General features: G+C 40.6%; 19 protein-coding genes. 1 reads left to right on the forward strand and 18 read right to left on the reverse strand.

Annotated features, from left to right (window positions below):
* The 5 genes from IQ13_RS04620 to IQ13_RS04640 form a co-directional block, all read right to left on the reverse strand.
* Nucleotides 1–567: an RNA polymerase sigma factor gene (locus IQ13_RS04620; protein WP_144884874.1), complete on the reverse strand. Its 567-nt coding sequence runs from the start codon at nucleotides 565–567 to the stop codon at nucleotides 1–3.
* A 284-nt stretch (nucleotides 568–851) separates the two neighbouring features.
* Entirely contained in the window at nucleotides 852–1415 is a 564-nt protein-coding gene (locus IQ13_RS04625; protein WP_144884875.1) for a hypothetical protein, read from the reverse strand.
* 42 nt (nucleotides 1416–1457) lie between these two features.
* Nucleotides 1458–1646, reverse strand: a complete 189-nt coding sequence (locus IQ13_RS04630; RefSeq protein WP_144884876.1) for a hypothetical protein — start codon at nucleotides 1644–1646, stop codon at nucleotides 1458–1460.
* Nucleotides 1647–1763: 117 nt separating this feature from the next.
* Nucleotides 1764–2471, reverse strand: a complete 708-nt coding sequence (locus IQ13_RS04635; protein WP_144884877.1) for a LytR/AlgR family response regulator transcription factor — start codon at nucleotides 2469–2471, stop codon at nucleotides 1764–1766.
* Nucleotides 2468–3526 (reverse strand): sensor histidine kinase, encoded by a 1059-nt coding sequence (locus IQ13_RS04640; RefSeq protein WP_144884878.1) that lies wholly within the window; start codon nucleotides 3524–3526, stop codon nucleotides 2468–2470. The genes IQ13_RS04635 and IQ13_RS04640 overlap by 4 nt, the downstream gene beginning before the upstream one ends.
* A 194-nt stretch (nucleotides 3527–3720) precedes the next feature.
* On the opposite strand from IQ13_RS04640, the gene IQ13_RS04645 reads away from it, so the two are divergent.
* Complete coding sequence (locus IQ13_RS04645; protein ID WP_158637306.1) at nucleotides 3721–5688, forward strand: serine hydrolase; 1968 nt, start codon at nucleotides 3721–3723, stop codon at nucleotides 5686–5688.
* Between the two features lie 901 nt (nucleotides 5689–6589).
* Here IQ13_RS04645 and IQ13_RS04650 read toward each other — a convergent pair.
* The 13 genes from IQ13_RS04650 to IQ13_RS04705 all read right to left on the reverse strand — a co-directional run bounded on the left by IQ13_RS04650 (nucleotide 6590) and on the right by IQ13_RS04705 (nucleotide 23807).
* Nucleotides 6590–7378: a CPBP family intramembrane glutamic endopeptidase gene (locus IQ13_RS04650; protein ID WP_144884880.1), complete on the reverse strand. Its 789-nt coding sequence runs from the start codon at nucleotides 7376–7378 to the stop codon at nucleotides 6590–6592.
* A 461-nt stretch (nucleotides 7379–7839) separates the two neighbouring features.
* Nucleotides 7840–8436: a Crp/Fnr family transcriptional regulator gene (locus tag IQ13_RS04655; protein ID WP_144884881.1), complete on the reverse strand. Its 597-nt coding sequence runs from the start codon at nucleotides 8434–8436 to the stop codon at nucleotides 7840–7842.
* Between the two features lie 342 nt (nucleotides 8437–8778).
* On the reverse strand, nucleotides 8779–10593 hold the full coding sequence (locus IQ13_RS04660) for an alkaline phosphatase family protein (RefSeq protein WP_158637307.1): 1815 nt from the start codon (nucleotides 10591–10593) through the stop codon (nucleotides 8779–8781).
* A gap of 204 nt (nucleotides 10594–10797) precedes the next feature.
* Nucleotides 10798–11259, reverse strand: a complete 462-nt coding sequence (locus IQ13_RS21320; RefSeq protein ID WP_158637308.1) for a helix-turn-helix domain-containing protein — start codon at nucleotides 11257–11259, stop codon at nucleotides 10798–10800.
* A 1245-nt stretch (nucleotides 11260–12504) separates the two neighbouring features.
* Nucleotides 12505–13797 (reverse strand): DUF3108 domain-containing protein, encoded by a 1293-nt coding sequence (locus IQ13_RS04670; protein WP_144884884.1) that lies wholly within the window; start codon nucleotides 13795–13797, stop codon nucleotides 12505–12507.
* A gap of 176 nt (nucleotides 13798–13973) precedes the next feature.
* Nucleotides 13974–15056, reverse strand: a complete 1083-nt coding sequence (locus IQ13_RS04675) for a serine hydrolase domain-containing protein (RefSeq protein WP_144884885.1) — start codon at nucleotides 15054–15056, stop codon at nucleotides 13974–13976.
* Between the two features lie 397 nt (nucleotides 15057–15453).
* Nucleotides 15454–16407 carry an NAD(P)-dependent alcohol dehydrogenase gene (locus IQ13_RS04680; protein WP_144884886.1) on the reverse strand — a complete coding sequence of 318 codons (954 nt, stop codon included), beginning with the start codon at nucleotides 16405–16407 and terminating at the stop codon, nucleotides 15454–15456.
* Between the two features lie 530 nt (nucleotides 16408–16937).
* Nucleotides 16938–17564: a hypothetical protein gene (locus IQ13_RS04685; protein ID WP_199758167.1), complete on the reverse strand. Its 627-nt coding sequence runs from the start codon at nucleotides 17562–17564 to the stop codon at nucleotides 16938–16940.
* A gap of 86 nt (nucleotides 17565–17650) precedes the next feature.
* Nucleotides 17651–18229: a Crp/Fnr family transcriptional regulator gene (locus IQ13_RS04690; protein WP_144884888.1), complete on the reverse strand. Its 579-nt coding sequence runs from the start codon at nucleotides 18227–18229 to the stop codon at nucleotides 17651–17653.
* Nucleotides 18226–18411: a hypothetical protein gene (locus tag IQ13_RS21325; RefSeq protein WP_158637309.1), complete on the reverse strand. Its 186-nt coding sequence runs from the start codon at nucleotides 18409–18411 to the stop codon at nucleotides 18226–18228. Before IQ13_RS21325 ends, IQ13_RS04690 begins: the two co-directional genes overlap by 4 nt.
* Before the next feature lie 22 nt (nucleotides 18412–18433).
* Complete coding sequence (locus IQ13_RS04695) at nucleotides 18434–18811, reverse strand: DoxX family protein (RefSeq protein ID WP_158637310.1); 378 nt, start codon at nucleotides 18809–18811, stop codon at nucleotides 18434–18436.
* Between the two features lie 572 nt (nucleotides 18812–19383).
* Complete coding sequence (locus IQ13_RS04700) at nucleotides 19384–20763, reverse strand: RagB/SusD family nutrient uptake outer membrane protein (RefSeq protein ID WP_144884890.1); 1380 nt, start codon at nucleotides 20761–20763, stop codon at nucleotides 19384–19386.
* A gap of 17 nt (nucleotides 20764–20780) precedes the next feature.
* Entirely contained in the window at nucleotides 20781–23807 is a 3027-nt protein-coding gene (locus tag IQ13_RS04705) for a SusC/RagA family TonB-linked outer membrane protein (protein ID WP_158637311.1), read from the reverse strand.
* Between the last annotated feature and the right edge of the window lie 231 nt (nucleotides 23808–24038).

Consider the following 24038-nt stretch of genomic DNA (forward strand, 5'->3'; position numbering starts at 1 on the left):
TTACTGATTTTTATATTGTTGCTCAATGCTGTCTTTGAGGATTTTCCTAGCTCGATACAGATAACTTTTGATAGTACCTTCCGGCAATTCGGTTATTACTGCAATTTCCTGATTGGACAATTCTTCCAGATGATAAAGGGTGATCAGTGTTTTATACAAGGGCGGAAGTTTTCCAATTGCTTCATGCAGTATTTCAACCGCTTCTGCTTTGATCGTTTCCTGCTCCGGGTGTTCGTTGAGATGACTGATCTCTTCAATAGCCCCTTCGATTCCTGTAACAGGAATTTTCTTTTTTTGCAGAAAATTCACGGTTGTATTGTAGGCAATGTTTGCAATCCAGGTTGATAATTTTGATTTAAACTGAAACGAAGCCAGATTCCGGTATGCTTTCAGATAAATCTCCTGTACAAGATCTTTCCGGTCATCAACATTGGACGTCATTTTATTGACAATCTGCATCACCAGCTTTTCAGTACTTTTTACTACAACAGCAAAAGCCTGAACATTTCCATTCAGGATATCGGTAACAACTGCTTTGTCAGTAAGATGACCGCTTTCATTTTGCATATTTGTTCATTAGACCGGCTTCTGTTTGATCGGTTGCAAAATAATTGCTTTTTCTTATTCCGGTGCTGAGCGGTGCCTTGGGCTTTTATCACCCGAAAAGACTTAGCGATGTAAAAAAAATTGCAGCCTTTCCGATCCAAACCTCCATCCTATTTTATTCCCCGCCTTCCTCCTTTAACAGACCGAGCAACTGTAAAAAAGAAAAGGGATAAAGCAATTGCCTTATCCCTTCAACTGAATGCATCCTCCGTTACTGCTACATTCATTTACCATTACAGGTTCATTTATCGGTTACGCAGGAGCAATGCACTTGCTGCAGCGGCTACGACTAATTTGTGTGTTGAACCCGTTTCACTAAAAAACGAGAATGAAGCATTGAACAGATCAACCACCCCAATAACTTGTTCCCGATAGTGAAAGGAGTACCCTCCAGTCACTTTAACCACTTCCTGTTCATTTGTTCGTGACTTTCCTGCTTTGATAAACAAAGGTTCAATGGTGATGCTGTACTTTTTATTGGTTACAAATCCATTCTCAAGAGGCATCCCCTCCCGAATGGTTGCAGCAATTACACCATCGGGCGTTGCTCGATTGTAGCCCATTTCAACATACCATTCGTCCATCGTTGTTTTTGCCGGAGGAATAAAAGCAGCACTGAATTTTGAGCTTTGCTGACTGGCAATGGAAAAATCAGCTTTTTCACCTGCCTTGTAATTTGTACGCTTACCAAGATATTGCCGGGAACAGAAAACCAAAAAAGCATTCGCTGTATCAGCGATACCGAAATGATACGAATCAGATGTTTTAGAAACACTATCATTCACTTCCAATCCGGTATTCGAAAGCAAACTTCTTCTCGTTGCTTCAGCAGAAAAGTCAGCACCAGGCGTTTAATCAAACAAATCAGCACTGATAAGCCAACCTTCTTTAATTGCACCTGAAAATGAATGATCAAATTTAAGCCTGCGTTTCGTACCTGTAATCCCTTTCCGAATAATAATAATCCGGTCACAGCAATATTTAAAATTGTTACACTCTATTTTTTCTCTATCAGTCACAGATACGGCTATCATTTTCATTCAGAGCATTATCGAATTCTGATTGAATAAACGAAATGTCAACGAATGAAATTTAAACAAGGTCAACCTTATACTTTTTACTACAGATTTTTGAATGAATGCTTCTCCCAAAAACAATCACTGTTTCAAATACTGTTCAACGCCTGTTTTAAAACTTTCACCCACCGGAATGGCGATCTTTCCCAACTCAATCATATTGGCCGTAAGCGTTGTAATCGATTTCTTATTGACAATATAGGATTTATGAATACGAATAAAATTACCCGATAGCTCACCTTCAATCTGACTGATCCTGTATTTAATCATCAGCTTCTTTTCATGCCTGAAATGAATTTGTATAAAGTCCCTGATACTTTCAATATAGACAATTTCGCTTTCGTTAAACTGGTAGATTTTTGTTCCTGATTTAATTGACAGATAAATATCGCCTGTTACGATAGCTTCAGCCGGTAGTGAGCGGTTGTAATTATGGTTTCTGCGCCAAAACCGTTCAACAGCGGCAAGAAACCGCTCAAAAGAAATTGGTTTCAACAGGTAATCAACAATATCCAGATCGTATCCTTCTACTGCATATTCACGATGAGCCGTCGTAATGATTACAGCAGGTGGTGATTGCAATGCTTTTAAAAAATCAATACCCGTAATGCGTGGCATCTGTATATCTAAAAACAAAAGCTCTACACGGTGCTGCTTGAGAAAGGATGAAGCTTCAACTGCATTGGTGCACGTTCCCGCCAGCAGCAGATTATCCATTTCACTGACGTGCTTTTTTAATAACTGCACGGCCAATGGCTCATCATCAACTATTAAACAAGTGGCTTTCAACAGAGATTTAATTGAAGATTTGTTATAAAAAAATGATTTGTTTTAGTAATTGTAAAACTATTCTTTACCGGGTAAAGTAATTCAAGCTGGCGTTTCAGATTTTGCAATCCGATACCCGGCGATTCTGTTAAACAAGGATCATATAAATTTTCTGTTTTAAACGTCAGCTTATTTTTGAAACACTCCAATGACAGCTTCACATCTGTTTGTCCGGTATTTTGTTCTACGCCATGTTTAAACATATTCTCAACAATGGGCAATAAAAGCAATGGTGCTATTTGATAAGAATGGTCTGTAATGTATTCCGCTTTTAAAACCAACCTGTCGCCAAATCTTATTTTCTGTAAATCCAGGTAATTCTTAAGCAATTCGATTTCTTTTTCCATCGGAACGAATTTGTCGTTACAGCGATACAGTAAATAGTCGAGTATATGGGCCAGCTTTTCGATGCAATAAGAAGTTTGAGGCGAGTTTTGAACAGCAAGAGAATAAATATTGTTCAGTGTATTAAACAAAAAATGTGGATTTAACTGTGATTTCAAAGCGGCAAGCTCTGCTTCTTTTTTTTCATTATCCGCTTCAGCCTGTTTGCGCATCAGCAATTGCCTGTCCAGCAACAAATAAAACGTTACAAATGGAAATGCAGCTGCGATATTGCCGATGATATAATAGTGGAAAAGTATCCTGAGTTGACTTACAATTTGTAAAAGGTTTTCCTGGTTGTTGTGATAACCGACTAGTGGTTCTACAAGATAAATCACTGCTACCCTGCTTACAACTGCAATTGCGTACAATCCTGATACCAATAGCAGAAAACCATTTACGAGTTTCGCTTTTTCAAGCAGCAGCGGTATTACAATAATGCAGATAAAATAACTGGTGGCTGCAACGCTCAGTAAATGAAAAAGCGTTTTTACAGCAGCTGCACTTGATATCGTCGTTACAGCACCTGCATCTTCGCCAACCGAAACAAGAGGCTGTACCAGGTATATAATGTACATGACAGTCCAAAACAACAGATGCATCAACCACTTTCTTTCACTTATAAAACGCATGTACCATTTTGTAATAAAATTAATTAAAAAACATTGCTGTTTTTAAGGAAAAAGACAAACAAGCGATGTTTTAACACCAACACTTCATTTTCGGGTACCAACCCGAAATCCGCCTGTTTATCGGTCTTTAAATCACGTTGATCGATTTGAATTTTATGCGCCCGTCAAAACATGAAGGTTTGCAAAAAAAAGATATGCGATTTAAAATTCTCTTTGTTTTAGTAGTCGCTTTGCTTGTTGGTAACGCATGCATGGCACAATCAGAAAGTTATAAAAAGAAAAAAGACAGTGCGCTTAAAACAACATCGCCATTTGAATTAATTGCAGCACATCAAAAAAAAGAGGTGCACCTCGAATACGAGGATGACGAGCTTATGGTTTTTGAACCTGTAAGTAAGCAGGCACCTGTGCATCTTTTAATTGTTCCCAAAAAAAGAATTTATACGTTGAATGAAGCCGGAACCAATCACCAGAACATGTTGGGCAAAATGATGCTGTTGGCAAAAGAAATGGCCCGAAAAAAAGGGATTGACCAAACGGGGTACAGACTGGCATTAAATACAAATGAACACGCCGGGCAATCCGTGTTTCATATTCACCTGCATTTACTGGGAGGCACAAAACTCGGTCCAATGATGGACCAAACAGTTCGAAACAACCTTACTGCAAAGCCTGGAACCGATAAAGAGCAAATTGAACAACTGCTGCAGCTGTTTATGACCTCAATTGAAAAAAAAGATACAAGCACCTTATTTTCTTTGTTTGTTGATGTTCCCATTAGCTGGGTGGCGGTATGGAAACCTGAAACATTTAAGGAGTTAAAAAAAACAAAACCAAATGAGCCTTTAGTTGAATCCCGGAATTACAAAACATGGGTCACAGGCCTGATGAGAGATCGTCTTTACCAGGAAAAATTTACCAACCCTGTTATTTCAGAGGATGGCTCAATCGGCGCTGTTACGTTTGATTACAGTTTTTGGGTAAATGATAAAAAAGGCAATTGGGGAAAAGAAAGTTGGGGGCTTATAAAAGTAAACGATCAATGGAAAATAGCCAGCGTATTATTCTCTGTTGAGTATGAAAAATTTAAATCATCAGGGAATGAGTCCAAAGATGGAATAGCGATCAAGCATCCTCTTGCAGAAAAACATATGCGGTTATTTAAAGACACTGCTAATTTTCATGGAACTGTTTTGATTGCCAAAGGAGATTCAGTGATTCATCATGCAGCGTATGGTTATTTTGATGTTGAAAACAATGTACCCAATTCCGTAAATACCCAGTTTCTTATTGGTTCTCTTACTAAATCCTTTGTAGCAATAGCCATCATGCAGCTTGCAGAGAAAGGTAAGATTGATTTACATGCGCCACTGCAACAATACATTCCTGCACTGAAGCCTGAACTCGCCAAAGATGTAACGATTCATCATTTACTTAAGCAACAATCGGGTCTCGCTGCGTCGATGGACAATTTAACAGAATATGAAATTATGGATATTACACCGTCCGAGTTACTGGATATCATTAATCAATCCAAAAGGAATTTTAATCCCGGTGAGAAACATGAATACTCCAATATCAACTATTGCCTGCTGGCAATGGTTATTGAAAAGGTAACCGGCAAATCCTATCAGAATTATCTGCAGGAAACAATTTTTACTCCGGTTGGCATGACCAATACCGGAATGGAACGATTGCTGAATATACCGGCTAACAGAGCCATTGGCTACCGAATGATTAACAACCAATTTCGCAGGGTTCAAAACGTAGTTTCCTATGCATATGGTTCGGGTGATATCTATTCAACTGCAATGGAAATATATCATTGGGGCCGTGCGTTACACAGTGGAAAATTAGTGAGTGCCGAAAGCCTGGCAAAAATGTTTAATGGAGGCACAAAGGACTGGGGCTATTATGGATACGGATTCCGAATTCAAGGATATCAGCGCAGTCCATTACTCCAAACACCGGGCACCTTAATACGGCATGGAGGAACGATGAACGGTTTCACGTCCAATTATCATTATTACAAGGAAGATGATTTGACGATTATTATTCTCAGCAATTACAGAAATATTCCGATAAGAACCTTAACCTATCATTTGAAGGAAATTATCCTTGATTCTGAGCCAGGGAAAAGAAAAAACAGTTTGGCTGAATAGTTTGTCGGGGAACACTTACACGCACATTCCTGTCGGCTACAGGCGACCTCAGTCATAGGATAAACAGATTAGAAACAACGATGAAGATAATCATCTAAGCGAAGTATAAATCGGGGCAATGGCAACATTGGCAGCGAAAATAAAATTCAGATCTTCTGATAGCCGGATCAGGAGAAAACAGAAAAATGAAAACAATTCGAAAAAAGAAATGAAATTGTCAAACCTGTTTCTGTGTTATAAGCTGCTTCGGCGATATAAAGATTTTCAGAATTGTGAACATTAAAAGCAGACCGCAATAAAAAACGCAAGTTGTACTGAAACTGATCTTGAAAATAATCCATGAGCATGGTAAACATGCCATGGATTACTTATGAAAGTTTCTGCTCACTACAGCATAATTTACCATTGTTGTCGATCTGATGATGGATTCTATGCAAATGAATTGACATAGTGAAAGAAGAGAACAGGATTTTTCAACGCTTCCTGCAACAAATTAAACTATTGCAAGAAGCGTTGAGAGCCTGATGACAAAAAAGAGATCCGACGAAAGAGAAAAGGAATTTGTTTCGGCAAATGACAGGCAATATTGTTCTACACGCTGGATCACGAATCTTTTATGAAACAACCGACAGATTCAACACAATCTTAGTCTAATTATTTTGTATAAATCCGGCAAAACAGCATTTATCGTAACGTTCCGAATTATACATGCGGATTGGCTTATTGCAAACGATAAAAGAAAAAGCTTGACAGGTACTATTCCTGCCAGTTCCCTTATCCCTATTATATTTTTTACAATTGTCAGATTCGATAAGGATTGATAAATAAGGGCAATAAAGTTGTCAAAGAATATAACTTGCTGAAGTTTAAAATAATACCGAACCAACAATCAGGGAAATTCTTAACTGCCATTCTTCAATTTTAACCACCATGTTGTTCGGGTAATTTCAAAAGGAATTTTCATTTTCCGCTTATAATAAATAGTAGCAATTATTGAAAGTGAAACAGACGCGAATCTGAAAATATTGGCATACGTGCCGCCAAGTGCATTATTATCGACGTCAAAAATCAACCAATATAAATTCATCAAACAGTGTAAGAAAACAACTGTCCATAAATTAAATTTCCATTCGGCATAGATCCAGAAGAACAAAAGCGAGCCCAGAAACGTAATCAGAAAAATACCAATCAACTCAGTGGGATCACTACTCTGATACAAATGAACCAATCCAAAAAACACAGACCCTGTGATAATTGACGGGATAAAACCCAGGCGGGTATACCTGTAAAGCTGACCTATAAGAAACGCCCTGTAAATAATTTCTTCAAAAAAGGCAGAAGAAATGGTATTGATCAGCAATGTATCAATTGATATACTTGTATTGACATTGAACTTTAGTGCGTATCCAACCAAAGAGGGCAATGTTACAATGAGAGCAAATAACAAACCAACAGAAAAATTACCGGAAAGCCCCAATTTATCCGCAACAACATGCCTGCTTCTGTGCAAAATGGCAACTGTGACATATAAAGGGAAAACGGTCATTGTATAAGCCAGTATATGGCCTGCTGCATTCGATTTTGTCAGATTCGCAATCCAGCTTTGAAACGTTACAAACAAAGCTGCATCAACAATGTAATACAGCAAAAAGCCAACAATAAAAATGATAATAAAGTTTTGCCTTTTCAAATTTAATCTTTTAGTACTCTTATAGTAAGAACGAGTAACAATGATACCCGGGTCTAATTGAAACGGATATCATACAAAACGTTTTTCAAGTGAAAAATTCAAGTCGTTTGTTGATGTTGAAAGGTTGAAAACAACTATATCTTTTATCAGCTTTGTTACTGACAAACATTTCTATGACAGGAATGATGTCGTTTCATATAAAATAACCTGCTAAAAAAGTGTATCCTCAACATCGAAATCAGACTCGCATACTTAATTCAATTCGATATTTATTTTTTTAATTTTTGGGCAACGGACAAGCATGTGTAGCTGCTGCCTGTTTTGCATATTGTACATTTACGCTTAAAACTACCTTCCAATAGAAAGGCCATTCCAATCCATAAAATTTTCTTTTACAAATCTGTTAAGTTGACGACACGTGAATGCCAAAAGTGATTCAACATGATAAAATGACCATTAACTTAAGTTAAGAAATTCATCTTACTGCTATTTTCAAGCACTCTTGCCCGTAGCCTGCTCAATGATTGCGGAGTAATACCTAAATAACTCGCCAGCTGCTGTTGCGGCACACGTTGAAAAAGGTCTGGTCTATTTTGCAGCAGGTTCAGGTATCGTTGTTCCGGCGATGAAATTTTAAACTCGTCCAAATCCTTCCGTTGTTTGGCTAAGATCTCCTCCGACATTTTCCTGCACATGATTTCAAACTTTGGAAATTGACTGTTTATTTCTGTTTCCTTGTCAGCATTGGAGATAGAAAGTACCGTGTCTTCTAAACAACTGACATAATAATCAGAAGGCGTTTGATGTATAACGCAATTGGGTGTTAACGCTTCCATTTCTGTATAGAAAGCTGTGGTTCGTTCTTCACCGTCTTTTAAATAATAAGTACGTATACAGCCACGTAAAACAAAGTAGCTTTCTTTCGAATATTGCCCTTCCTTCAGTAAAATGACGCCCTTCTTTACAGTATGAAATATATTCAACTGGAGAATGGCATTCTTCTCCTCTTCTGTAAGCGTAATATACTTTGCGATAAAGTCAAATAATAGGTCTTTCATAATCGTATGTTCCTGTGTTCGGTTATGACACTTGTGGCATAAAAATCATTTTTGATACAACTACCCATTTTTTATTATACAATAAAAGCTATCAGTCAACAATAAAACAGTATGCTAATAGCTGTTGACATGTCCATTTCCCGTTTTGAAAATATCCCGGTATCGTTTTACATCAGAGCTTTCAAAACCGGCGTCACATTTAGTCATCATATGCTGATTTCCACACAGAAGCGCAAAGGCTCGTGCAAAACGTATTGCAACCTGCGCAACTCAAGGGCAGAAGCCATGGACTATTCGATTAACAGTTCTTCAACATGTATTTACATGAACCTAACCTGTTCCCTAGTTGGCATGAACAAACACCCCTTTCATTTCCACATCCCCTGGAGGGTCAATACCAAGCAGGTCTGCTATGGTAGCAGCGATTTGTAACGAAAATATCTTTCCTAATTTTTTGCGTGGAACATCCGGCCCTAGCGCATAAAAAATAGATTGTCCTTGTCTCATTGTTGCGAGATTGCCGTGAACGGCTCTGCCTGTTTCATTCATTGTCCCGTTGACAAGAAAATTTCTAATGGCCTGTTGTTGCTGTTGAAACAGTTCCGGATCAAATGAATTCTGCACCATCACAGGTACATCAGACAGGAGCCTGTCGGAGATGGAATAACCTGCCCTGCAACTGACAAACAGATCTCCGGAATATGCAGCATGGTACAGTCCTAGTTCTTTCTGCTTTTCATGATCCGCAACCAATTCAAAAACGGGTTCTCCTGTAACTGAATCCCGCAGTAATAAAAGCCTTTGAGCAAGACGTTTTATATAAACAGTCCGCTCTGCCGATTCAATGAGCGACTGATTGATATAGATATGTGCAGAAGTCCCGCTGGAAAAACTTTTTACCTCCTTACGTGAAACAAAGAATCCTGATCGTTCCATATAGTTGTTTAATAATACTGTTGTATGAACCGGAATCATTCCATGATCAGAAACAATTACAAAATTGGTACCCCTGGGAGCTGCGTTCATAATATCCAACAGGTAATTGTCTACTTTCTGAAAATAGCGTTCAATCAGGGATGCATACCTGGCCGGTCTCTTACCCTGTTCGGCTTTGTAGTCAAGTTGACGTTGATCCCTCAGTGTATAGCGATGCTGTACATCATCGAGAGTAGAAAAGTAACCGAAAAGTAAATCCCATTGATTGGTTTGCATACCTGCAATAATCAGATCTCTGAAATATTTTGCTAAACGGTCAACCTGTTCAAACCAGATATCCTCCGAGATTACACCACTCGTTTGCTTTCTGTTCTCAGGCTCTCCCGGCCAATAACCACATGTTTGTTGCAGGTGCTGCAGAAAGCCATCCGGATAGCCATACACTTCCGCAGGCGCACTCATGAACAAACGTACATTCCGATGTGCTGCATCCGTATTCAATATCCGAATAGATGAAACGTATTGTTTTTCCTTATCCCTTACCATCATCGTTGACCAGGATGAACCCGACAACGAAGCAGCAAAACCATTACTCAAATCCGCGTCATTATCAATAATGATCTGTTTAACGGGCTGCAAACTATTTGCAACGATAGCAACTGAATCAGTTTGATAGATATACAAAGGCATCTTCAACTTTCCGGTCACTTCAAATACCGGTTGTGATTCGGATGAGGCATCAACCTTCAACAATTTGAAATAGTTTTCTCCAATTTTTATTTCAGCATCAGTTGGAACAAGGTTTAACAGCAATGAAGGGCCTGCTGCTTGCGGGTACATGTGCATATAATCCACCTTTCGTTCCGGCGCAAGATTATCCACGCTTACGCCACCTAACACCATTACTTTCTTTCCCTGCCGCATGGCAGCCTGAAAAATGGTCTCAGATTGTAGAGGCTGACGAAATGCAGACAATGCAGGTTGATCCCATGGCTGATCTTTGCTTCGAAAACTGTTTCCCACAATTCCTGTTTTTGACGGGGAAGCGCCGGTGAACAGGGCAATATGCGAGGGTCCAGTGGAGGCTACGTTAACAGGCAACATCGTTTCTGCATACGCTCCGTATTTTTTCATTTTTGCAAATGCACCGTTTGCCGGCAATACGCCTGATTTCAGAAACCGGTCGACTAAATAATCAGGAGTACCATCCAACGAAATCATAACCACCTTTGACTGCTGTTGCTGTGCATGCGTATTTTTTACTGCAGAACCCAGCACTAGCAGAATAAAAAAATGTTTGAAAACATAACCAGAAGACACTTTGAACAAGTGAACTTTCGACCCGATAATCCCTACCATCTGCTTGTTACTGATTGATAAATAATGGTGCAAACCTATTATTCTTTAATTGTCAGCCGCTACCAATCAGAAAACAGACATACCATTTTGATAAGCATTGCGAAAGTCCTTTGGCGAGAGACCAGTCAGCATTTTAAAGAAACGGGAGAGATGATTGGGTGCAGAGAAATGCAATTCATAGGCAATCTCCTTTACTGAAAGCTCAGAATACAAAAGCCGGTTTTTTATTTCAACCAATAAAAATTCATTGATCATCTCAGAGACGTTCATACCAAACTGCGCCTTAATACATTTATTCAATGTAACCCGACTGACAGCGAGCTTTCCTGCGTAATATTCAATGTCTCTGTGCTGGTTTATATGATTGGTTAAAAGTTGCTTAAACCTGTATGCCGTTGTATTCTCCTTGGTTTCTTCGGACAGTTGATAGCGTTCTGCATACGCACGGTTCAGTTTAATGAGCAAAAAATACAACAAGGCTCTTGTAATATGTTCACTGTCTGATCTGATTTTTTTTATTTCACGCAACAGGTCCTGCAATACATCAAAAATGCGTAAAGACTCGTCATCAGCGGTTTTCAGAAACAGTGGAGAAACTTTATTGTAAAAATACTGCAGCCTGAATGTAAACAGTTTGTCCAGGAAAAATTTGGACAGAAACCGATCCTGAAAAAATAAAAAGCAGCATTCAATTTTTGACTTATCAACAAACCATCTCCTTTTTTGAAAGGGGGATATGAACACAATCACGTTCCGGTCGATTGCTATCCGTTGTTGATCAAGTTCGAGATAGCCGTTTCCTTTTTTAAAGAAAACTATTTCATAAAAATCTGTACAGTGCAAGCTGTTCTCAAAAAAGTAGGAAGGAATATCAGTATAGGAACCAATATCCATGAGCAATTCAACAGCATATTTATTTTTTGAAAACTTAAATAATCGCATAGTCAGATCAGCAACAACATCTTCAACTTCAAAAATGTTTGTATTTACTTTCAAATGTAATAAACTCCGGACGGTTCTTCCAATCTGTCTGTATCAGCAACAACGATCTGGTATATACTCCAAGACACCCGGACGCTTTACTTTCCGGAAGTATCATTTTAAATCAATTGCAGAAACCTTTACAGAATCAGTTTCCTTGTGCAATGAATCATTCAGATTGCCCGTTTCGCTTCAAATATAAAATGAGAACAACTCGTTACCAGCATAAACGAACGTGAAGCATCAGGGGCAAGACACAGACACCGTAAGCTGCGTATGGTTTACCTTGCATGTTTCAACCGAAACGGCAACTATAAGTTTCAGCTGAGTCCGTTTAGGAAACCTTCAGGCTTATTCTAACTATACTTTATCCTATTCAATTCCGTGATTGAAATACTTCTTTTCCTTCAAACGCATGTACGAGAAATTTGACTGCCGCGTCAATTAAAAAGTGACAACCAATCAGGTCATAGGCTTAGCGAAAGTTTCCATCGCCTGCAAGGTTACATTCAGCTGATGTCGTATCCGGGTGATTGTACCCCTAAAAAAATGATGGAGCAGACAATGCATCGACGTCTTTACAAAGTCAGATCTGTAACAATACTCTCAACTAAATCTTTCAGTTGAAAAAAACTCAACTCATACAAAATGATGATCAGTCAACAGTTATCCTTCACATACATTAACCTGCAATCGACTCCTTTCAGTATGCAAATGTTCAGCCGTTAAAATAATAAACAGTCAAAAACCAATCGCTATCACGAAGGTTTGGACATGAGATCGGAAAAAAAATCACAGTGTTTTTTTCAGTTTAACCGTTACGGTTTCGCCTTCTTTTTTGATGCTGATGATTTTTTTTATTCCTGCCACAGTATTGGTGCCATATTTATAGGTTTTGGTATTCGCTGAACTTCCCTGAAACATCCCATTGATATAGGTATCGGTGTACCCGATCACTTCCGTTCTTGAAGTGGTGTGGGTATATCCAAACTCGGTATAAAGCAAATACTCTCCCGGCATGAGGTTGGTAAATTCAAAATGTCCTTCCTGATCATAGACAGTGGTCGTTTTGATACAGGCAGCTGCTTCTTTTGCAAGCGGCACTGACCTCCCCTTTTTCCACAGTTTTTCATTTAACGACATCCATTCTTTAAAATAAGCCGTGTAAGGAATGAGAATAACTGCTGTACCGGGTTGTGCAAATTGTTTTTTATTGATATTGAGTACAGCCATTCCTTTCAGTGCACCTTCGTTTTCATTATCGCGCGCAAAAGCCTGTCCACCGATGGTTGCATTTCCTGATTGCAGCAAACGCAATGTTTGTTCTTTGTCAAAAGCAGCGGTCAAAGGATTGTAATCCGTTTCCTGATCCACCAGCAGCAGATGTTGACCTTTGGAAAAAATATCGATTTTCCATATCCGTCCCGATTGCTTATCAATCGAATACTGATAGCGATCACCTGTAGCTTCTTCCATTACTTTCACCAGCCAGACCTGGTGATCACCGGTTAAAGGGCTTTGAAACAGATTGCTGGTTACTTCTTCAACCATTGACTTTTTGAAAGCTGTAACAGAAGCGGGATTGAATTCAAATACAGCAATCGCTGTTTTATATCCTGAGCGTAACGGTAACAACCCAAGCAGATAAGGATACATGTAAGCATCAAAAAAACCTTCTTTAATTGATTCCTTTACCGTTACCAGTCGTTGTGTTTTTTTATCCCTGTAATAGCCTGTCACGGAACTGCCAAACCGGAGAACCATTTCTTTTTCTGCACTGAAAGAGGAACGATACAGCGGCTGAAAGGTTTTGCTATCCGCAATACTGGTATCAATCCATTGTGCAGCGGAACCATGTAAACGTAATACCGTGGTCAGTGTCACGGTATTACCGGCATTACTTGTTTCAATGGAAAAAGAACCGATCGCTGTTTGCTGGTTCCCCCTGACAGTAAAATAAGTCATTTCCTGTTTGCGGCTTTTATACCTGTTCAGTTCTAACTGTGGGCTGCCCGGCACAAGGGTCGTTTGCGCCGAAGCATACAAACCGGATAACATACCGATCAACAGAAATAATTGTTTCATAAGATTAACGATTATAGCAACAATTAAAAAAGCATGCGCCAATGCCGTCAACAACAGGATAGAACTGCAGTGACAGCGGTTTGCACAAGGAAGACAATTATCAGTATTGCAGAAGGAGAAATTGATTCAGGACTAAACAGCAAACGGCAGTCATCGTGTTGCGACTGCTGTTGTGCTTATTGTTTTTCCTTTTTCCGTCCTTCCTGCAACAGCAGTGCTGCAATATCCCTGGCTAACTGGGTTGGAGAATTACAGTCACAATTACTCAAGCCTACTACATAAATATCTTCTTCAGGAATGTATACACCCATTGATTTAAATCCGAAGATACTGCCTCCATGTTCTCTTGAAGGTACGCCATTCACATCCTTAATATGCCATCCGTAACCATAGGTGATTTCGGTTCCGTCATTCAGCTTATACTTCGTGAATGCTTTTTGCAATTCTTCTTTTTTTAGAAGCACCTGCTGATTCAATGCATTTTGCCATTTCAACAGGTCAGTGGTTGTCGACATCAACGAACCCGATGAAAAAGGAACACTGTAACTGATGATTGTTTTGTTGACATAACCACTTTCTTTTTTCTGGTATCCATCCGCCCGGTTCAGAATAACCTGCCTGTCAGTTGCATATCGTGATTGCTGCATACCTGCTTTTTGAAAAATAGATTTTTGAATAAACGCTTCATAACTTTCACCCGTTACCAATTCGATGATATACCCCAGCAGTACATAGCTGGAATTATTATATTCGAATTTTTCTCCCGGTGCAAATTCAACCGGTTCGTTCTTAAAAAAATCCACCATCATTTTCGGTGTCATTTCTTTTTGTGCGATCTCATTCAAGGTTTTCATTTTTGTAAAATCCTTTATACCGGATGTATGTGTCAACAAATGATGAAGAGTGATCCTATTTCCTGCCGGATAGTCCGGTACATATTTCGATACAGCATCGTTCACCGACAACTTCCCCTGTTCTTCTAAAAGCAGAATGCCAATCGCTGTAAATTGCTTGGTCATTGATCCGATCTGAAACACCTGTCGCGTTGAAAGCGGAACACCCAGTTCAAGATTGGCTTTGCCAAATGCTTTGTGATAAACAGGTTGACCATTTTTAGCAACCAGGAAAACAGCCCCCGGACCATTACTGTCCTTAACAACTGTTGTTATGAGGCTGTCTATTTTGCTGCTGAGTTTTTGTGCAGTCGCCTGATCAGGCATTGCTCCAACCAGGAGCAACAGTAAAAGAAATGTACGCATTGTTTGAATCATTCGTGTTTTAAGAAGCAGGTTCTGAGATAGTGTGATCATCGCAGCCCCTACCGGATTGTACAGATCTGTTCGGACTGTCTGCATCAATGTTTGCATGATGACAACTATTTTCGCATCACTGATTGATAAGGTATGCCGCATGACAAATTTGAAGAATATTATAGCTTCCTCTTTGTCATTGGTATTACCTCCGTCCGGCATCCGTTCATTCATAGACAGATATTGGTTGTTCGTAGATGTAATTTTTTGTTGAGCAGTCATCGGTATCCCGCAGAAAGAAAAAGGCAACTCTACACTTAACAGAATCCGATAAACTACGAAAAGCAAATATTTTTTTTAATTTGTCTGCCCCGTTCAGGCGAATTGATTGCCCTGACCACATCTGTCAAACGTTATTTGCCAAAGCTGTTTCTGTTTGCAAACACCGGATAACCACATTCCCTTTTTTATGTCCAAGTTCTACATAGTGATGTGCCTCTGTCATCTGATCGAGTGAATAAACTCTGTCAATGAAAGGCTTTAGTTTTCCCTGTCCTGCAATATTCACTATCAGCTCCAGATCTTCCAGTCGTTCGCGGGTATAGCTTTTTACAGAACAGAACCGGCCGCCCTTTTTCAGCAATCGTCTGAGAGTGTCCGGTTTTACTTTCGCCACAGCATCCAGAACAATATCAAAACGTTGCCTGCAATGGCGGAGTTCGTCTCCGGTATAATCCATCAATTCATGGGCTCCAATGGAACGCACCCAGGAATGATGAACTGAACGGCAAACAGCAGTCACCTTTGCACCAAAGGCTTCGGCGATCTGTACTGCATATGAACCTACACTTCCGGAAGCACCATACACAAGAACCGTATCGCCCGGTTTAATCTTTACTTTCTGTAACAACTGCAAAGCTGTCATCGCACCGATAGGCAGCACTGCTGCGGCTTCAAAACTGAGATAATCCGGCTTAAGCATGACAACACCCTGGTTCCTGGTTTCGGGTACACAGATGTATTCTGCATATGCGCCATGTTGCAGGCCGGTGGTGGTTCCAAAAACAGCGTCACCATTTTTAAACCGCGTCACTGCAGAACCTGTCGCTTCGACAACACCGGCAAATTCAAATCCGCTGATCTTTCTTCTGGGTTTGAATAGACCATACAGGAGTCGCAGAATGATCGTAAAAAACAAGGAGCCCTGAAATTGTCCTTTTCGGATCTTTATTTCTCCTGCTGTAACTGAAGAAGCATAAATTTTAATCAATACTTCATTGCTCTCAGGAACAGGCTGTGCTGTTTGCTGTGAATAAAATACACCCGGATCTCCATAACGGTCATACATAATCGCTTTCATATAGATTATTTTATAGGTTTACAAATCTTTACGTGTAAAGTGAATAGCCGGCATCTGTGAAAACCGTCCAACGAATTCTTCTCTTAAGTCATAACCGTAAGAAATGCAGCCTTTGCGTAGCTGAGACCTCATTGCTTTTGTGATGCTCCGGTAATCGCAATACGTTTTATGCAACGCATGCAGGATAGCAGAAAGGCAGCATTGTTGTCCGGCTATACATCAGCGTCCATTACATGTGTTATTGGTGCATATTCACCAACGAATGGTTACAGTCGGTTTATGCAACTAGTGCAGGATAAACACCGTTGTGTCTGTTGCATTGAGCAACCGGTTGGTATAAGCAACCCAAGAATTCAAAACTGTCAGCAGAACATACGCGCACAAACAATGTCCGCTATCCCCTTATATTGCGGACGCTAAAAACAACCATAACTTCACTGTTCAGAATTCAGCAATCGTTGTGCAGCGCTTAAGAAACTTCCTGTTCTGCATAACCTCAACAGCATCCCTTCGAGCTCAGATAGCAGATTTTATTTTTTCCGTTTAACATTGAAATTGTACCCAAAATCAAGTCCTGGTTGAATAAAATAATTGGGCCATTTTTTTTCGACTGCTTTAAAGGATTCCGGAACATTCGTTCTTACCGGCCAATAGCTGCATCCGATTGCGGGTTCAAAAAAGAAACGGTTTTTAAAAAACCTAAACTGGTACCCCAGGTAAAAGTCCAGGTACAATGTGTAGCCATTACCGATCTTCTTTTTATTCGGATCCATGTATTTTTCAAATGCATTCAACGCCTGAACGGATGTATATGCTCCTTTCCACCAAAACCGCTGGTAGCCTAAAGTTGGTGCAAGTATGCGTGCTTGTCCGGGATAGTTTTCGCCAGCTGCGTCAAATGAGGGTGATCCAAAAGGAATACCTATTGGCCAGGCATAAACGGATTTTTTAAACCGCAGGGAGACAACATCTTTGGGTGTGATCCGGTAGCCAACATTTACCTGTATATACGCGGGGTTATTTACGTTATCAAAATTACCTAACAGATAGAACGTGCTGCCAGCAAACCACTTTTTGTAAGTACTGTCCTGATCTTGTGCGTACACTTGTGAACTGCCTGCAAATAAACTAGCAAGCGTGATACATAGAATTCTCATTTGCATATCACTTTTATTGTTTGATGATGATACAAAAATGAATACCCGTCATTCAAAATATGTTCACTTTCGTTAAGAAATAAACTTCAGCTGATCTTTTCAACAATCCGCGCCCTTAGCCTGCTCAATGATTGCGGAGTAATACCTAAAAAACTCGCCAGTTGATGTTGTGGCACACGCTGAATAAGATCGGGTCTTTTTTGCAGTAAGTTCAGGTATCGCTGCGCAGGTGAAGAAGTCTTAAACTCATCAAAGTCGATTTGTTTTTTAGCCAACAGGTCCTCTGATAATCTTCTGTACAGTAATTCAAACTTTGGAAATTTACGGTTGAGTTCAGCTTCCATATCAGCAGTTGAAACAGCAAGAACGCTGTCTTCAACACAACAAACGAAGTATTCGGATGGAGCTTTCGTGATAACACAGGGAGGTATCAAGGCATCCATTTCTGTGTAAAAAGCAGTTGTTTTTTCTGCTCCCTTCTGTTTATAATAAGTCCGGATACAGCCTTTCAAAACAATATAGCTTTCCTTCCCTGTTTGCCCTGTCCTGAGCAAAGTTGTTCCTTTCTTCGCTGTTCGAAACAAATCGAATGAAAGCAATGCATCTTTCTCTGCATCTGAGAGCGAAACGTATTTTGCTATAAAGTCAAATAATAAACTTTTCATTCACTCCAATAATCACTGATTTTAAAAAATAAAAGCAGGGTAACAACCTTTTCATTGATAACAAGATGTGCCGGTATTTCAGCTCCGTCGTTTGCTGTTATACGACCAGTGTACAACACTTCCCGGATGAAGAGCTCCGGCTTTCTGTTGCTGAGCTGTATCCACCCTTGTTCCCGCTTCATGCAAACAGCAGAGTGAACATGCCTATTTTAGTTTTGCAGAAGATGACGCTGCCTGCCTGTGATAAACAGCAATCAGGATCAGGCTTACAATGAGCAACACACTGTATTCAGATCCGTTACGGCCATATCCTACAACAAACCATCCTTCTTTCCCGTGTACAAGCACTAACCCTGCAATCAATTCAACAACAAAGAAGAATGCGAACAAGACAGGCCAGAAGCCGATAGCCATCAACAGACCGCCGACAATTTCGGTTATGGTCAATAACCCTGCAATGGCCGGACCGATTTTGAAACCCAGACTATCCAGATACGTTCCAAAATCATTGACTCCTCCGGCATACCACCGTACAATACCATGTATCATTAACAATAAGCTTACACTGATTCTGAAAAGCATGAATGCTGTTTTGAATTTCCCCTGACTGATTTGCTGCATGTATCTATGTTTTATGAATGAACGCAATAAAAAAATTGACTGAAAGGCTCTTTTCAAACAGCATCAGTAATGAAATCTGCATGCCATCATTGTTTCGCCGGACACCGGACTTCTCTTTTCTGAAAAAAACAAAATGCACAGATCATTACTTTTCACTTTCGACACCTGCATCAGCAGATATAAACCATGAGCAGCAATGAATCGGTCACAGGTTTGAAACAAGGTTTTGAAAAAATGTGTTCGGCCTGATGCTTTTCCGGCAATCAGCATTTTAAAAATAGATCAGCCGTTATTGTTGTCAGACAATACTCTACCAAAGAGCATCTGCTGTCAACGTACAACAGGTACGGGCTTTCAAAACGTACCAGTCCGGTTCGCAATACCTTCAAAAAAAAACGGCAGACAATAAACATTGCCTGCCTTTTGGAGAAAGGCTACAACTACCATTCAGTCATAACCAACACTAGCTGTTTTCATAAGCACCATCCACCCTAAAACCATCTTTCGCTGTTAAAGACAGCGAACAAAATTTATCAATAGCCTGTATTCTGTTTGATGACATTTCCGCTTGACAGTACTTCCCGTTGCGGCACAGGAAAAAGGGAACGATGCGGCTCTGTAATACCAACATCAGCATACCTGTTGTACCTGCGCAGATCAAACCAGCGATGACCTTCATGGGCCAACTCCACCCTGCGTTCATTGCGCACTGCAGTAACTAAATCAGTAACCGTAACAGCCGTTGTATTGGTCAGGCCTGCCCTGTTACGAATGAGGTTCAGATCCGCCTGCGCGCCGGCAATATCCGGTACTGTTTTTCTTGCCCTTGCTTCCGCACGAATAAGATATAATTCAGCCAGACGGATCAATATCACATTATCATCTCCTGCCACACGTGAAAATTTCCTGGTCTTGTTTGCCGGTATTCCTGGAGCAGCGACCGTTCTGTTTACCGGCAGCCGGACATCACCGGTCTCATGTGCAGCTCCAAGTGAAGCTGTACTGGCAATTTCATTTCTGCCACCGAATGCGCCTGTATAATAATAAAATGCCCCGGAGTTGGCATCATCGGTAAAGAACTGTAACTCCCAGATGCTTTCGGGCTTGGCATTTTTTTGCAACCAGAGATTGGTATAATCAATGCCGTTTACAAGTCCTCCGTTCGGTAATGCTGCAAACTGACTGATCACAGCCGTACTGAGGGTTTCAGCCTCTTCCCATTGCTCACGATAAAGTTGTAACCGTGCTTTTAACGCAGTGGCTGCATTTTTTGTAAGGCGGCCATTGGCAGCTGAGGCAGGTAAATTGGCCATTGCAAAATCAAGATCCTCGATAATTTTTGTGTACACTTCTGCTTCTGTCGCTCTTGCTTTCGGTGTTGCATCCGTCACATTGATCGTTGGCTCCAGCACCAGCGGAACCCCTGCACCGTTTGCTTTATTATAGCCTGTTGCAGAGCCGCCGAAATAACGGATGAGATCAAAATAACACAACGCACGGAGACAGCGGGCCTGCGCCAAAGCACCGCTTTTATCAAACAAGGGATCATTGAGTTGCTGCGCCTGTTTGATGACATTGTTTGCCCGGTTAATCATGTTATACATCACGTTCCACATATTGGTGATGTTTACATTGTCTGCAAGCAACTGCTTGTTTGCTACCTGTGCAAATGTTGGAAAAGTTCCTGTATGGCTAAGGTTATCTGCATATAAATCCGCAAATACCCAATAATGAAGCCCGTAATAATCCTGCGCCTGCAATCCGTCATAAATCCCGATTAGTCCTGCTTCTACGCCGGCACGTGTTGAAAATGCATCTGCGGGATCAATCTGTGATTGCGGTTGCTGATCCAGTATTTTGTTACAAGATGAAAAAGAGAATAATGCCAATAAAAGTATGCTGTAGTACTTCATAAAAAATCAGTTTTAAATTATAAGCCAATGTTCAAACCAAATGTGATGGTACGGGCCTGCGGAAAAGTGAGAAAATCAGTACCGGGTGAAGTGTTCGTAACACTGAACGTACTTACTTCAGGATCCAGACCTTTGTATTTTGTCCACGTATATAAATTTTCCCCTTGTACAAAGAAGCGTAAACTGCTGACATGTATTTTCTTTACTAAAGAAGTCGATAAACTATACGACAGTAACACATTTTTGAGCCGGACAAATGATCCGTCTTCCAGCCATCTTGTTGAATTACGGCGGTTGTTATTCGGATCTCCAAACACCGCCCTTGGCATTGTGGTAGTTGTTTTTGCGGGAGTCCAGCGCTCCAGAGTAGAAGCCGCCTGTCCAAATATTGAATTCATGCCTTCCGCAAATGCACGTGTATTGTTGTACACTTCGTTGCCTTGTGTGTATTGTAAAAACACATTCAGGCTGATACCCTTGTACGAAATACTGTTGGTCATGCCGCCAAAATAATCGGGAACTGCACTACCGATGATGCGCTGATCGTTGGCTGTTATTCTTCCATCTTTATCGAGGTCTTCAAACTGAATATCACCGGGTCTGGTTGCAGAGGAATGAACAGGGGCTGCATTGATTTCTGCCTGTGTCTGAAAAATTCCTTTTACCACGTAACCACGGAATGATCCCAGATCCTTCCCCTCTTCTACCCAGCTTGCAAAGCCTTGTGCAATCGGAGAGCCAGCCAGTTTGATCACTTTATTCTGCGGGAAGGTGATATTGAAGTTGACATTCCAATTCCAGTCTTCCCGTCGAATGATATCACCGGATATACCCAACTCAAAACCTTTGTTCTGGAGTTTGCCGATGTTTTCAGTAACGGTTAAAAAACCCGAAGAACCGGGAAGCAAACGGGCCAGCAACAGGTCATTGGTATTTTTGATATAATATTCGGCAGTCACATTGATCCGTTGAAACAATTGCATCTCTAATCCAATATCGGTCTGTTCTGATTCTTCCCAGCCCAGATTCGGATTACCTAATTGAACCGGTGATAACCCTGCAGTTTGCAGATAATTTACACCGGCACCGACCAGAGAAAGAGATGCAAAATCAGCAACCGAAGAATTACCTGATCTGCCGTAACTCCCTCTTATTTTCAGATCACTGATAAATTTCACCTTCGACATGAACGCTTCTTCACTTATTCTCCAGGCTCCGGAAACAGCCGGGAACGTACCCCATCGTTTGTTTTCACCAAATCTTGATACGCCATCCCGTCGCAGACTGCCACTGACAAGATATTTGTCTTTGAAGGCATAGTTGACCCGGCCGATATAACCAGCCAATCCCCAGGAAGAACCCGTTGAACTTGCATTGACCCGTACAGAGCCTGCAGACAACCTTCTGATTTGATTACCGGGAAAATTCTGCGCTCTTGCAAAAACAGATTCAAATACAGATTCCTGAAAAGAAGCCACACCGGTAAATGCAACCGCGTGCGCTCCAAAAGATTTTTTGTATGTTAAGATATTTTCATTGATCCAGTTGAAATCCTGGGTATATCCTTCAATACCATCACCCCTTACGCCGACAGCCTGCAAATGTGTACTGGGTATGAAATTCTGCTCCCTTAATCCAATAAAGTCTACACCAAACAATGATTTAAAACTGAGATTTTTCAAAATTTCATATTCACCGGAAATATTTGCGAGTATCCGGTTATTGGCTACCAGGTTGGTAACTTCATATGCATTGGCCAAAGGGTTTTCAGTTGAACTGTTCGGATCCCTTCCGTAAGTACCATTGGCATTATAAGCAGGAATATGGGAACCGAGTAAAACAGAAGTACTGACAACGCCATAGATATTGTTATCATTACTCAAACGGTTGGATACAGAACGGCTCAGACCGATACCCGTTGAAACTTTAAATTTATCGGTTACTTTATTATCCAGATTCAGCCTGAAATTGTAGCGTTTAAAATCAGACTTCAGTACAATACCGTTCTGATCAAAATAAGAACCGGAAACAAAAAAACGGGTTTTATCATTGCCACCTTGTGCACTGATGTCATGGTTTTGTACGGATCCCTGTGTAAATATTTCATCCTGCCAGTTGGTTGTCGGAAAGGTTGATGGCGCATTGTCAAGTCCTACCAATCCAATGGCAGAAGGTAAAATCCCCGCACCATACCTGTTGACAATACTTTCCTGTACCAGTTCCACATACTGCGGTCCTGTAAGCACAGGAATCTTCTTTGCCACATTTGAAATACCATAGTAGGTGGACAGATTGATCTTTGTTTTTTTATTTGCGCCACGTTTGGTTGTGATCAATACAACACCGTTCGCTGCCCTTGAACCATAGATGGCAGTTGCTGCCGCATCTTTCAGAATTTCATAGGATTCAATTTCATTTGGATTAATATCTGCCAGCGAATTCAGCGTTTGCCCGCCAACACCTATCTGCGAATAACTTCCGGTGTTAATGGGAACTCCATCCACCACATACAAAGGTTGAGAGCTTGCATTGATCGAACCTGTACCCCTGATGTTGACATTCATAGAAGATCCCGGTGTTCCCGAACTTTGCGTAACGGTCACCCCGGCTACCTGACCACGTAAAGCCTGATCCGGTCCCTGTAAGGGTCTGTTGGCCAGATCAGTTCCTTTTACCTGCGCAACAGAGCCGGTCAGTTCTTTTTTACGTTGCGTGCCGTAACCAACTACAACAACCTCCGAAAGCGCTTTCTCTTCTGTCAGCAATTGCACCTGGATAAATGTTTTATTTCCGAGTGCAACTTCCTGTGTTACATAATTCACAAAGGAAAACAAAACTGTTCTGGCATTGTCCGGCACAGAAAGTGTAAAAACACCTTCACGGTCTGTTACCGTTCCTTTTGCAGAACCCTTTACGGTAACAGAGACACCTGACAGTGGTGTTGCATTTTCATCAGTCACTTTTCCCTGAATCGTTTTTTCCTGTGCGAAAGCAGTTAAACTGCAGATGCACAGAAGTGTAAACACTAATAATTTTCTTCTCATAACATTTAGTTGATAGATAATAATCGCTGAAATTATCATGCAGCAAAACGTAAAAACCGGATAATCGACCAACTGCAATCAACAACCCATAAAAACAATTTTGCAAAGCTGTAATGGCTTTTGTGTTGACAGTACACTATGCAGCAAACAACAACAGGCAGTGGAAACTGCCTGTTTATTAATGACTAAATCATTAATATGAGAAAAGATATAACAGCCAAAAGACTGCTA

Origin of the sequence: Lacibacter cauensis (genome assembly GCF_007830055.1) — a bacterium.
GTDB lineage: Bacteria > Bacteroidota > Bacteroidia > Chitinophagales > Chitinophagaceae > Lacibacter > Lacibacter cauensis.

What these genes read in the sequence shown, in the direction of transcription:
- IQ13_RS04620 (WP_144884874.1), bottom strand. Translation starts at nt 567, where the DNA reads ATGCAAAATGAAAGCGGTCATCTTACTGACAAAGCAGTTGTTACCGAT.
- IQ13_RS04630 (WP_144884876.1), bottom strand. Translation starts at nt 1,646, where the DNA reads ATGAAAATGATAGCCGTATCTGTGACTGATAGAGAAAAAATAGAGTGT.
- IQ13_RS04640 (WP_144884878.1), bottom strand. Translation starts at nt 3,526, where the DNA reads ATGCGTTTTATAAGTGAAAGAAAGTGGTTGATGCATCTGTTGTTTTGG.
- IQ13_RS04645 (WP_158637306.1), top strand. Translation starts at nt 3,721, where the DNA reads ATGCGATTTAAAATTCTCTTTGTTTTAGTAGTCGCTTTGCTTGTTGGT.
- IQ13_RS04655 (WP_144884881.1), bottom strand. Translation starts at nt 8,436, where the DNA reads ATGAAAGACCTATTATTTGACTTTATCGCAAAGTATATTACGCTTACA.
- IQ13_RS04660 (WP_158637307.1), bottom strand. Translation starts at nt 10,593, where the DNA reads ATGATTTCGTTGGATGGTACTCCTGATTATTTAGTCGACCGGTTTCTG.
- IQ13_RS04670 (WP_144884884.1), bottom strand. Translation starts at nt 13,797, where the DNA reads ATGAAACAATTATTTCTGTTGATCGGTATGTTATCCGGTTTGTATGCT.
- IQ13_RS04675 (WP_144884885.1), bottom strand. Translation starts at nt 15,056, where the DNA reads ATGCGTACATTTCTTTTACTGTTGCTCCTGGTTGGAGCAATGCCTGAT.
- IQ13_RS04680 (WP_144884886.1), bottom strand. Translation starts at nt 16,407, where the DNA reads ATGAAAGCGATTATGTATGACCGTTATGGAGATCCGGGTGTATTTTAT.
- IQ13_RS04685 (WP_199758167.1), bottom strand. Translation starts at nt 17,564, where the DNA reads ATGAGAATTCTATGTATCACGCTTGCTAGTTTATTTGCAGGCAGTTCA.
- IQ13_RS04690 (WP_144884888.1), bottom strand. Translation starts at nt 18,229, where the DNA reads ATGAAAAGTTTATTATTTGACTTTATAGCAAAATACGTTTCGCTCTCA.
- IQ13_RS21325 (WP_158637309.1), bottom strand. Translation starts at nt 18,411, where the DNA reads ATGAAGCGGGAACAAGGGTGGATACAGCTCAGCAACAGAAAGCCGGAG.
- IQ13_RS04695 (WP_158637310.1), bottom strand. Translation starts at nt 18,811, where the DNA reads ATGCTTTTCAGAATCAGTGTAAGCTTATTGTTAATGATACATGGTATT.
- IQ13_RS04700 (WP_144884890.1), bottom strand. Translation starts at nt 20,763, where the DNA reads ATGAAGTACTACAGCATACTTTTATTGGCATTATTCTCTTTTTCATCT.
- IQ13_RS04705 (WP_158637311.1), bottom strand. Translation starts at nt 23,807, where the DNA reads ATGAGAAGAAAATTATTAGTGTTTACACTTCTGTGCATCTGCAGTTTA.